The sequence below is a fragment of the Exiguobacterium sp. FSL W8-0210 genome, assembly GCF_038006045.1.
Lineage (GTDB): Bacteria > Bacillota > Bacilli > Exiguobacteriales > Exiguobacteriaceae > Exiguobacterium_A.
Genome location: NZ_JBBOUK010000001.1, coordinates 1,858,971 through 1,870,511, shown reverse-complemented (window position 1 = coordinate 1,870,511; position 11,541 = coordinate 1,858,971). Strand labels below are relative to the sequence as shown.

9 protein-coding genes are annotated in these 11,541 nt (G+C 46.0%); 8 read left to right on the top strand and 1 reads right to left on the bottom strand.

Annotated elements, in window-relative coordinates:
• The first annotated feature begins 62 nt into the window (after window positions 1-62).
• The 8 genes from MKY22_RS09915 to MKY22_RS09880 all read left to right on the top strand — a co-directional run bounded on the left by MKY22_RS09915 (window position 63) and on the right by MKY22_RS09880 (window position 11,066).
• Window positions 63-1,727 (top strand): ribonuclease J, encoded by a 1,665-nt coding sequence (locus tag MKY22_RS09915; RefSeq protein ID WP_023468670.1) that lies wholly within the window; start codon window positions 63-65, stop codon window positions 1,725-1,727.
• 68 nt (window positions 1,728-1,795) lie between these two features.
• Window positions 1,796-3,943, top strand: a complete 2,148-nt coding sequence (locus tag MKY22_RS09910; RefSeq protein WP_341088617.1) for a DNA translocase FtsK — start codon at window positions 1,796-1,798, stop codon at window positions 3,941-3,943.
• Window positions 3,944-4,285: 342 nt separating this feature from the next.
• Window positions 4,286-5,299 (top strand): BMP family lipoprotein, encoded by a 1,014-nt coding sequence (locus MKY22_RS09905; protein ID WP_290777323.1) that lies wholly within the window; start codon window positions 4,286-4,288, stop codon window positions 5,297-5,299.
• A gap of 222 nt (window positions 5,300-5,521) precedes the next feature.
• Window positions 5,522-6,241: a GntR family transcriptional regulator gene (locus MKY22_RS09900; protein WP_023468666.1), complete on the top strand. Its 720-nt coding sequence runs from the start codon at window positions 5,522-5,524 to the stop codon at window positions 6,239-6,241.
• A gap of 130 nt (window positions 6,242-6,371) precedes the next feature.
• Window positions 6,372-7,445: a BMP family lipoprotein gene (locus MKY22_RS09895; RefSeq protein ID WP_214854462.1), complete on the top strand. Its 1,074-nt coding sequence runs from the start codon at window positions 6,372-6,374 to the stop codon at window positions 7,443-7,445.
• A 65-nt stretch (window positions 7,446-7,510) separates the two neighbouring features.
• Window positions 7,511-9,040, top strand: coding sequence for an ABC transporter ATP-binding protein (locus MKY22_RS09890; protein ID WP_035407107.1), 1,530 nt, complete (start codon window positions 7,511-7,513; stop codon window positions 9,038-9,040).
• Window positions 9,037-10,107, top strand: a complete 1,071-nt coding sequence (locus MKY22_RS09885; protein WP_290774961.1) for an ABC transporter permease — start codon at window positions 9,037-9,039, stop codon at window positions 10,105-10,107. The genes MKY22_RS09890 and MKY22_RS09885 overlap by 4 nt, the downstream gene beginning before the upstream one ends.
• The gene (locus tag MKY22_RS09880; RefSeq protein ID WP_023468662.1) at window positions 10,107-11,066 is read left to right on the top strand and encodes an ABC transporter permease; all 960 of its coding nucleotides are present in this window, start codon (window positions 10,107-10,109) and stop codon (window positions 11,064-11,066) included. Before MKY22_RS09885 ends, MKY22_RS09880 begins: the two co-directional genes overlap by 1 nt.
• Before the next feature lie 129 nt (window positions 11,067-11,195).
• Here MKY22_RS09880 and MKY22_RS09875 read toward each other — a convergent pair whose 3' ends face one another.
• Window positions 11,196-11,444, bottom strand: coding sequence for a ferredoxin (locus MKY22_RS09875; protein ID WP_029342027.1), 249 nt, complete (start codon window positions 11,442-11,444; stop codon window positions 11,196-11,198).
• Window positions 11,445-11,541 lie beyond the last annotated feature (97 nt).

Sequence of the window (11,541 nt, the reverse complement as noted above, 5' to 3'; positions counted from 1 at the left end):
ATAGTGATAGTGATAAGTGGACGGCTCACGAAAAGTGAATATGAATTATAGGAGGTCATGTTGTGTCAAAGAAGAAGACGGAAAAAGTAAGCGTCTTTGCTCTTGGTGGCGCCGGTGAGATCGGGAAGAACATGTACGTCGTCGAACTCGACGAGGACATCTTCGTCATCGATGCCGGGTTGATGTTCCCAGGAGATGAGATGCTTGGAATCGATAAAGTCATTCCAGACATCAGTTATTTAAAAGAAAACAAAGAGCGGATTCAGGGGATTTTCATTACCCATGGTCACGAGGATCATATCGGGGCACTCAGTTACGTCTTGCGTGACTTAAAAGTACCGGTTTACGGAACACGTTTGACGCTCGGTTTGATTGAACACAAATTAAAAGAAGCCGGTTTATTGAAAAAGGCAGATCTTCGTCCAATTGATGCCAAGACGAAATTAACCGTTGCAGGTCATTTTATTACGTTCTTCCGGGTCAACCACTCGATTCCGGATGCAGTCGGGGTATGTATTCAAACATCTCAAGGTGCGATCGTCCATACAGGGGATTTCAAGTTCGATTACACACCAGTTGATGGAAAACAGGCGGATTTCGGGAAGATTGCAGCAATTGGTCAACGGGGAGTGCTTTGCTTACTGTCTGACTCAACGAATGCAGAGCGACCAGGGATGTCTGGATCAGAATCGATCGTCGGTTCTGAACTGAACGACGTCATCTATGAGGCACCAGGTCGTGTCATCGTCGCTTCATTCGCTTCGAACATTCATCGTCTACAACAAGTGTTTGCGGCAGCAGAAGCGAACAATCGAAAAGTAGCGGTCGTCGGTCGTAGCATGGTCAATAACGTCGAAGTGGCACAGCGTCTGAATTATTTACGCTTCAAACAGAAAACATTGATTGATCTATCTGACATCAACCGCCTCGACGATAACCAAGTCGTCATCTTGACGACAGGATCGCAAGGTGAGCCGATGGCAGCCTTGACACGAATGGCGCGTAATGCACATAAGCAAGTCAATATTCGCTTGAACGATACGGTCGTCGTTGCGGCTTCGCCGATTCCAGGTAACGAAAAGTCGGTTTCGAAAACGATCGATCTCTTATTCCGTGCCGGTGCGAATGTCATTTACAACCAACGGAAAGTACACGTGTCCGGTCACGGTCATGCGGAAGATCTGAAGCTGATGCTAAACTTGATCAAACCGAAATTCTTCCTACCGATTCACGGAGAATTCCGGATGCAAAAGGCACACAGTCGTCTCGCACAGACGGTTGGCGTCAATGCGAACAACATCTTCATTATCGAGAATGGGGATGTCGTTGAATTCGAGAAGCGCAAAGCACGGATGTCGCGCAAAGTGAACGCCGGAAACGTCTTGATCGACGGAATCGGTGTGGGTGATGTCGGAAACATCGTTCTTCGTGATCGTCGCTTGTTATCGCAAGACGGTGTCGTCCTTTGTGTCATTACGATCAGCCGGAAAAACAAAACGATCGTCTCGGGACCGGAAATCATCTCTCGCGGATTCGTCTACATGCGTGAATCAGAGGATATGATCAACGAAGCGAACCGAATCGTTGCGAAACAACTACAAGGTAAATTAAACGGAGAATTGGATTGGACGGAGATGAAGTCGTTGATTCGAGATAAACTGAGTGCTTATCTCTATGAACAGACGAAACGCCGCCCGATGATTCTTCCGATCATCATGGAGATTTAACAAACGAGCGGCTCAGATTGACCAATACCTGGTCCACTGAGCCGTTTTTTTATCAGGAGGGATGACGTATGGCGACGACGAAACGAAAACCTGTACGAAAAAAAACGCCGCCACGGAAACGACCGGCAGCGAAGAAACAACGTCAGCCGATTGCGTATCGTACATATGCGACCATCATCGCAATCGTCTCATTACTAGCTTTCGTTCTCGCTTTCGGGGAGTTCGGGAAAGTCGGACTGACGCTAGCCGATGGAGGAGAGCGGTTAATTGGTCAGTTCGGTTCCTTATTATATGGTGGAATCGGTGCTGTGCTACTTTTACTCCTCTCGAATGCGTCGCGTGCTCAGAAATGGGCATGGTCGATGTTACTGATGGGTTCAGTCGTCTGGATTGATCTATTGCTCGGAGCACCGCGTGGCATTCTCAATGGATGGCTCTATCAAAACGCAGCTTATTATATTTCGAGCGCGGGTGCCTTCTTGATTGGTCTGTTCTTCATCGGAACGGCCGTTCATATCCTACGCCCATCGTTTTATGGTGAGCTGTGGCTTGGGCTCCGGGAACGTGCAGAAGAGTTTCGCAATCGTGAACGAACACCACGTCCTCGTGTCGAAAAAGAGTTGAAAGCGAAACCAGTTCGTGAGAAAAAAACGAAGACGTTGCGACCAGCAACTGTCGAGGAACCGATCGAAACGGAACAGGAAGCAGAAGATCCTTCCGTTAACATTCAAGATGTTCCGATCATCGGTTTCACGGATCATGTTGAACCGCAAGCAGCGGAGACACAAGGACCGTTGACGATGACAGAGACACCCGACGGTTATCAATTGCCGTCGCTTGATTTGTTAGCAGAACCAACATCAAAAGACTTGTCCGGTGAGAACAAACGACTGAAGGACAATGCGACGAAATTGATTGCGACCTTAAAGTCATTCGGGATCGGAGCAAAAGTCTTAAAGATTCATCTCGGACCAAGTGTTACGAAGTACGAGATTGAACCAAAACAAGGAATCAAGCTTAGTCGAATCACGGGACTCGCCGATGACTTAGCGCTAGCGTTAGCCGCAAAAGATATCCGGATCGAAGCACCGATTCCGGGTAAAGCGGCTGTTGGAATCGAGGTGCCGAACCGTGAAGTCGCCATGGTATCACTTCGAGAAGTACTAGGAGCGGAGAGCGTCCAATCCGACAGCGATCGTTTGCTCGTTGCACTCGGACGAAGCATTTCTGGTGAGACGGTGACAGCGAAGTTGAATAAGATGCCACACGTCTTAGTTGCCGGTTCGACGGGTTCCGGTAAATCGGTCTGTATCAATGGGATGATTGTCTCGATATTGATGCGGGCACGACCGGATGAAGTCCGCTTGATGATGATTGACCCGAAAATGGTCGAATTGAATGTCTACAACGGCATTCCGCACCTCTTAGCGCCCGTCGTCACCGATCCTAAAAAAGCGGCACAGGCATTAAAACAGGTCGTCTCGGAAATGGAACGCCGTTATGAGATCTTCAGTCAAAACGGAGCGCGCAACATCGAAGGCTACAATGCACTGATTGATAAGATGAACGCAGAGGAGAAAGTGCATCAACGATTACCTTACATCGTTGTCATCGTCGATGAGTTAGCTGACTTGATGATGGTCGCGTCAAACGAAGTCGAAGATGCGATCATGCGACTTGCACAAATGGCGCGAGCAGCAGGAATTCATATGGTCATTGCGACGCAGCGTCCGAGTGTTGACATCATCACCGGTGTCATCAAGGCGAATATCCCGTCGCGGATCGCATTCAGTGTATCAAGTGCGACCGACTCACGGACGATTCTTGATACAGGAGGCGCTGATAAATTGCTCGGACGAGGAGATATGTTGTTACTTGGTAACGGCATGAACAAACCGGTCCGCGTACAAGGAGCCTTTTTATCGGACGAAGAAGTCGAGAAGGTCGTCAATCATGTCATCAGTCAGCAAAAGGCACAGTATGTTGAAGCGATGATTCCAAAAGATGTACCAGAGGGCGAAACAGAGGTCGACGATCCACTTTACGATGAGGTCGTCCAGTTCATTCTGACACAAGAGACGGCATCAACGTCGATGATTCAACGAAAGTACCGCATCGGTTACAACCGAGCTGCCCGTCTTATTGATGCGTTAGAAGAAAACGGTCTAATTGGTCCATCTGAAGGATCTAAACCACGTCGCGTCATGGGACGTTAATCGAGTAGAAAGGAAGTCGTGGAATATTCCGGGGCTTCCTTTTCTTTTCTAGAAAAATGTATAGAGAAAACCCGGTATCTCAAAAAAAGAAAAGACAAGAAAAGACATATGAAAAAAAGACATGATGATTTTGTATAAATAGAAATGACTGGAAAAATTCATAAATGTATCAAAAATAAAATCGCTTTCATGAAAATAGTTGTCAGACGTCTGTTGATTTTCAGTAGTGTTTTTGGCATACTTAGTCATATGAGTGACCGACCTTCAACACGAGGGCTGGGAGCGGTTTTTTCACAAATAGATAATGAAAGCGCTCTCATAATTGCAGAGGAGATGGATGAAATGGAGAAGAAACAGGTAATCGTATCGATGATGTCAGTAGCGACGGTTGGTCTTGCTGCTTGTGGTGGTTCAGGTGAGAAAGCCGATCAAAAAGATCAATTCTCTGTTGCGATGGTAGCCGATAAGGGTGGTATCGATGATAAATCGTTCAACCAATCCGCTTGGGAAGGTCTGCAAGCGTACGGTAAAGACAACAAACTTCAAAAGAATGAAGGGTTCTCTTATCTACAATCTAAATCGCAACAAGATTATCAACCGAATCTATCGCGTCTTGCTCGTGGGGGAGAAGATTTAGTTTTCGGAATCGGGAACACGTTCAATGAGGATATCAAAACAGTTGCTGATCAATTCAAAGACACACAATTCGCAATCATCGATAACGTCGTTGAAGGAAAGAACGTCACGTCGATCACATTCAAGGAAAATGAAGGAGCATATCTTGCAGGGATCGTTGCTGCAATGGAGACGAAAAAAGATCATATCGGTTTCGTTGGTGGGATGAAGATGGACGTCATCGAGCGTTTCCGTGCCGGTTTTGAAGCAGGTGCTAAGTCCGTCAATCCGAAGATTAAAATCGATGTCCAATATGCGGAAGACTTCGCAGCTCCAGAAAAAGGTCAAGCGATCGCAGCTGGAATGTATGGTAAAGGCGCAGATATCATCTTCCCAGCAGCAGGTGGTACAGGAAATGGTGTCTTCACAGAGGCGAAGAACCGTAAGAAAAACGGTGAAAATGTCTCAGTCATTGGTGTCGACCGAGACCAAAAAGAAGAGGGTATGCCGGAAGATGTTACGATGACTTCTGTCATCAAACGTGTCGACCGTGCAGTCGAAGATACAGCAAACGCAGCGAAGGATGGTAAACTCGAGGGCGGCAAAACGATTCGTTATGGTCTGAAAGAAGATGGAGTTGATATCGTACCATCTGAAAAGATTTCGAAGAAGACGTTGACTGCGCTTGAGAAAGCAAAATCAGATGTCGTTTCTGGAAAAATCGAAGTACCTGAGCAATAAACGTTGAAAAAAGAAGGGGCATTCTTAGGTAGAATACCCTATTTTCTTCCATTATTGATTGCGTTATGAAAAGGGTTACAAAAGCGCCAGAAGTCAGACTTCTAACCTGTTACAAAATGATTGCAGGATTGTGTTGGGCGTCATATACTTATCTTGGCTGGAGTTCTCATACGTCAGAAGTCTGAGCACTGGTTATAACTAGATAGAGGATGGAGATGCGTCATGTCGATTAAATTAGATCATCGTTTGCTTTATTTACGTGTGATTGAAAAGATCAAGTCTGACATCGATGACGGCGTTTACAAGGAAGGCGAGAAGCTCCCTTCAGAGTTTGAACTTTCAAAGCAACTTGGCGTCAGTCGAGCTACTCTTCGAGAGGCATTACGAATTCTTGAAGATGAGAACATCGTCATCCGTAAACACGGTGTCGGTACGTTTATCAATGCAAGACCACCGTTTACTTCTGGAATCGAAGAATTGTACAGCGTAACAGAAATGATTGCGCGCGCAGGTATGGTTCCGACATCAGAAGTGTTATCATCCGAGATGGTCCAACCGACTGAGCGCGACCGAGAGCGTTTTCAACTTGGTCCGGATGAATTGGTTTATCGAATCGAACGAATCCGACTCGCAGGGGATGTTCCTGTCGTCTATTGTATCGATAAGATTCCAAGCCATTATATTAAAAATGAAGAGCAGTTCACCTCTTCGACATCATTATTTGATGCTTTAGAAAAAGAACTTGGACGACGTGTCACGCATGCCGTGACGCACATCGAGCCACGTATTGATCCGAAAATCGCTGAACAATTACATACGGACCAACCTTTGCTCGCGTTGCGTCAAACGCATTATGATGAGCTCGACCGTTCCGTTCTTTTTTCAGCGAACTATTTCCGAGCAGATAAGTTCGATTTCCACGTCATCCGTAAACGTGTGTGAGCCATGGTTTTAGGATAAATACTGAAAGCGCTTCCCGTCAAAACCTACGTAACGCTCCTCATCGCCAGCCTCAGGTGCTAGACGTAGTCTTGAACTTTGTATGACCATATTCGAAAGGGGATTTTTCCAGATGAAAAAGAAGTCACTTCTCGCATTAGCAGCAACAGGTTTAGCAATGAGTTCCGTCCTTGCAGCATGTGGTGGCAACGACGATTCGAAAGATTCAGGTAACGGCAGCAAATCAGAAGGCTTTAAAGTAGGTATGGTTACAGATACAGGTGGCGTGGATGATAAATCATTCAACCAATCTGCTTGGGAAGGTATCCAAAAGTTCGGGAAAGACAATGACTTAAAAGAAGGTACTGGCTATAAATATCTCCAATCTGCAAAACAATCAGACTATCAACCGAACCTTCAGCAATTAGCACGTGCAAAATACGACTTAATTCTCGGGATTGGTTTCTTGATGGCTGAAGATATCGGTAAAGTAGCGGATCAGTTCAAAAAGAACAACTTCGCACTCGTTGACCAAGTCGTTGATAAACCAAACGTCGCGTCAATCGTCTTCAAAGAAAACGAAGGTTCGTTCCTCGTTGGTGTCGTTGCAGGTCTAACGACGAAAACGGATAAAGTTGGATTTGTCGGTGGTGTCAACTCGGACTTGATCAAAAAGTTCGAAAGCGGATTTAAAGCAGGTGTTAAAGCGGCTAACCCGAAAGCGGAAATCGAAATTCAATACGCAGAAGATTTCAACGCTGCAGAAAAAGGACAAGCAATCGCTTCAGGTATGTACGGTAAAAAAGTCGACGTCATCTATCACGCAGCTGGTGGTACTGGACAAGGGGTATTCACAGAAGCGAAAAACCGTAAAAAGAACGGTGAAGATGTTTGGGTTATCGGTGTAGACCGTGACCAAGTCGAAGAAGGTATGCCAGAGAACGTCACATTGACATCAATGGTCAAACGTGTGGATACAGCAGTAGAGCAAGTCGCGAAAGACACGAAGGACGGCAAATTCCCAGCAGGTAAAGTCGTTGAGTTCGGTCTAAAAGACGGCGGTGTCGATATCGCACCTTCAAAAGACAACGTCTCAAAAGAAGCACTCGACAAAGTCGAAGAGTACAAAAAACAAATCATCGATGGTGACATTAAAGTTCCATCGACTGACGACGAGTATAAAGAGTACGAAGCGTCACTTAAATAATAATGAAAGCGGGGGTCGCTAGCATTGCGACTCCCCTTTTAAACTAAACATGGGAGTGGATTTTCTTGGAATACGTCATTGAGATGCTGAACATCAGAAAAGAGTTTGGCAATTTCGTCGCAAATGATAATATCACGCTCCAGCTTCGGAAAGGTGAGATTCACGCTTTACTTGGTGAAAACGGTGCCGGAAAATCGACGCTGATGAACGTCTTATTTGGTTTGTATCAGCCTGAGGCTGGAGAAATTCGTGTACGTGGTGAAAAAGTCAATATTACGAGTCCGAACGTCGCGAATGATCTTGGAATCGGCATGGTGCACCAACACTTCATGCTCGTTCAAAATTTCACTGTTACTGAAAACATCATTTTAGGTGCAGAGCCACGTACAGGGATTAAGATTGATCGTGCATCGGCGCGTGAAAAGGTACGCCAGATTTCTGAACAGTATGGTCTTGCTGTTGATCCTGATGCAAAAATCGAGGATATTTCAGTCGGAATGCAACAACGTGTTGAAATTTTGAAGACGTTGTACCGTGGGGCAGACATCTTGATCTTTGATGAACCATCTGCTGTTTTGACACCGCAAGAGATCAAAGAATTGATTCAAATCATGAATCGCTTGATTGCGGAAGGAAAGTCGATTATCCTCATTACGCATAAACTGAAAGAAATCATGGAAGTAGCTGATCGCTGTACGACGATTCGCCGTGGTAAATATATCGGCACGGTCGATATTGATGAGACGATGACACAGTCGCGTCTTGCTGAAATGATGGTAGGTCGTGAAGTCAACTTTAATGCGGAGTATTCCAAGGCAACTCCACAAGAACTCGTCCTCGATATCAAGAATCTAGTCGTCAAGGACGGTCGTGGCATCAAAGCAGTCGATGGGTTGAATCTCGACATTCGTGCCGGAGAAATCGTTGGAATTGCCGGAATCGACGGGAACGGACAAACGGAATTGATTGAAGCCATTACAGGTCTTCGTAAAGCAGACAGTGGCGAAATCTTCCTCAACAACAAATCGATTAAAAACCTGAAGCCACGGAAAGTAACGGAATCAGGTGTCGGTCACATCCCACAAGACCGACATAAACATGGACTTGTCCTTGATTATTCGATTGGACATAACATGGTCTTACAAACGTACTACAAACAACCGTACTCAAAAGCAGGCATCATGAACTATAAACAAGTCATGGAAAAAGCCAAAACGCTCATCGAGAAGTTCGACGTCCGAACTCCAAGCCCAGAGACGTTCGCTCGTGCCTTGTCTGGTGGTAACCAGCAAAAAGCGATCATTGCGCGTGAAGTCGATCGTTCTCCAGATTTGCTGATTGCGGCTCAGCCGACTCGGGGGCTTGATGTTGGGGCAATCGAGTTCATTCATGAACAATTGGTTCTTGAGCGCGAAAAAGGTCGTGCTGTCTTGTTGATTTCATTCGAACTCGAAGAAATTCTACAAGTCTCTGACCGGATTGCCGTGTTATATGAAGGAAAAACAGTGGCCTTCTTGGATCCGAAAGAAACGAACGAAATTGAGCTTGGCTTCCTGATGGCCGGCGGTAAGAAAGAGGAGGTAGGTCATTCATGAAGTTAGAGCGTTTTTACGGCATCCTCATTCCGATTCTTTCCATCGTGCTTGGGATGGTCGTCGGGGCAATCGTCATGCTCATTGGTGGGTATGATCCGATTGCTGGGTTTGATCAATTATTTTATGGTATTTTTGGCGAACCGTACAGCATCGGTGAAACATTGCGTGCGGCGGCTCCATTGATCTTCGCGGGTCTTGCTGTCGCGTTTGCTTTTCGGACAGGACTTTTTAACATCGGTGTCGAAGGTCAAGTACTCGTCGGCTGGATGGTTGCAGTCTGGATTGGAATCAAGTTTGATTTTCCGACAGTTGTTCATTTACCACTCGCTTTGATTGGAGCAGGTTTAGCAGGTGCGCTTTGGGCATCGATTCCTGGTATCTTAAAAGCGAAATTCCACGTACATGAAGTCATCACGTCGATCATGATGAACTATATCGCGTTATACGTCACGAACGATATTTTACGTCATGTCATCGGCATTACGAATGAGCGGACGGAGACAATCAAGGAATCAGCATCACTTGCGTCACCGTTCTTACAAGAGATCACGGATTTCTCACGTCTTCATAACGGAATTTTCATCGCAATCATCGCTGCACTCGTCTTCTGGTTTATTCTTTGGAAAACAACACTCGGTTATGAACTTCGAGCTGTTGGATTCAATAAGAATGCTGCTGAATATGCAGGGATGGGCGTTAACCGCAATATCATCTTATCGTTCGTCATCTCAGGTGTGTTCGCTGGTCTTGCTGGGGCGATGGAAGGTCTTGGGACGTTCCAAAACATGACGCTGAATGCGTCCTTCACTGGTGTTGGATTCGACGGGATCGCGGTTGCCTTGTTAGGTGCGAATAATCCGATCGGCGTCGTGCTCGCTGCATTACTATTTGCAGGACTCAATATCGGTGGTCTGTCGATGCAACAGATTGGTATTCCACCGGAACTGATCAAAATTATCATTGCGTTCATCATCATCTTCGTGGCTTCTGGATACGCGATTCGTCTCGTCATCGAGAAGTTCGCAGTTAAGAAAGAATCTAAAAAAGCGAAAGGAGCCGGTCAGTAATGGGCTTTCTTGAAGTACTTTATATCATCGTGCCAATCGCACTTGCCTATTCGGCTCCGTTGATCATTGCAGCACTTGGCGGCATTTTCAGTGAACGTTCTGGCGTCGTCAACATCGCGTTAGAAGGATTAATGGTCATGGGTGCCTTCACAGGTGTCGTCACGGCGTTGACTTTATCGAAAATGGGCTTAGGTGCTGCGAGTCCTTGGCTTGCGATGCTCATCGCGATCGTCGTCGGAGCGGTCTTCTCACTGTTCCTTGCGATTCCGGCAATCCTATTCCGAGCAGACCAAACGGTTCTTGGAGTAGCGATCAACTTGCTCGCAGTCGGTCTTGCGATCTTCCTTGTCCGTGCACTTTACAGTAAAGGACAGACAGATTCGATTCCAAACCGGATTTCGAAAGAAAATGTACCATTCTTGTCTGATATTCCAGTCTTGAAGATGTTCTTCGCGAACGTCTACTATACATCGTATATCGCGATCGTTCTCGCGTTCGTCGCATGGTACATCATCTTCAAGACACCATTTGGTCTTCGTTTACGTTCTGTCGGGGAACACCCGATGGCAGCGGACACGATGGGAATCAACGTCACGAAGATGCGTTTCATCGGCGTCATGATCTCTGGTGGTTTCGGCGGTCTTGCTGGTGCTGTCTACGCGACGTCGATTTCATTGAACTTCAGTGTGACGACGATTCTCGGTCAAGGCTTCCTCGCGATTGCGGCGATGATCTTCGGAAAATGGAACCCACTCGGTGCCATGGGGGCAGCCCTCTTCTTCGGGTTCGCTCAAGCGATTTCGATCATCGGTCAGCAATTGCCGTTACTCGATCAAATTCCACAAGTGTATCTGTTGATTGCGCCGTATTTATTGACGATCTTAGCACTTGCTGGAGTCGTAGGTCGTGCGGATGCACCAAAAGCTGTCGGTGTACCGTATATCAAAGGTAAACGCTAAATTTTTACTAATCATAGACCGGATGTTGCCAATTGGTGACATCCGGTTTTTTTAGATGATCGATAGATTGAATGAGAAAAAGTCCAATAAAAAAAGATGCTTCGCGAGGAAACATCTTTTTTTATTCACTTATTCGAATTTTAACGCATCGCCTTCGAACGATTCATCTGCTACTTTGATTGAATCCGTCGGGCAACCTTCGAATGCATCAATCATATCGTCGAATAATGCTTCTGGAATTTCGGCAGTACCATTGTTATCATCAAGAATGACATACGCCAAACCCTCATCATCATAATCATAGATATCTGGTGCCGCTGCTCCACAAGCACCACAAGCGATGCAAGTATCTTTGTCGACAATCGTAAATTTAGCCATTGAACGGTCTCCTCTCTATACGAAAACATTATTGAAACACGCTGTTCTCATCTATATGTCATTGTATCGGACTCATCGGTGCATTTCAATGACGAAG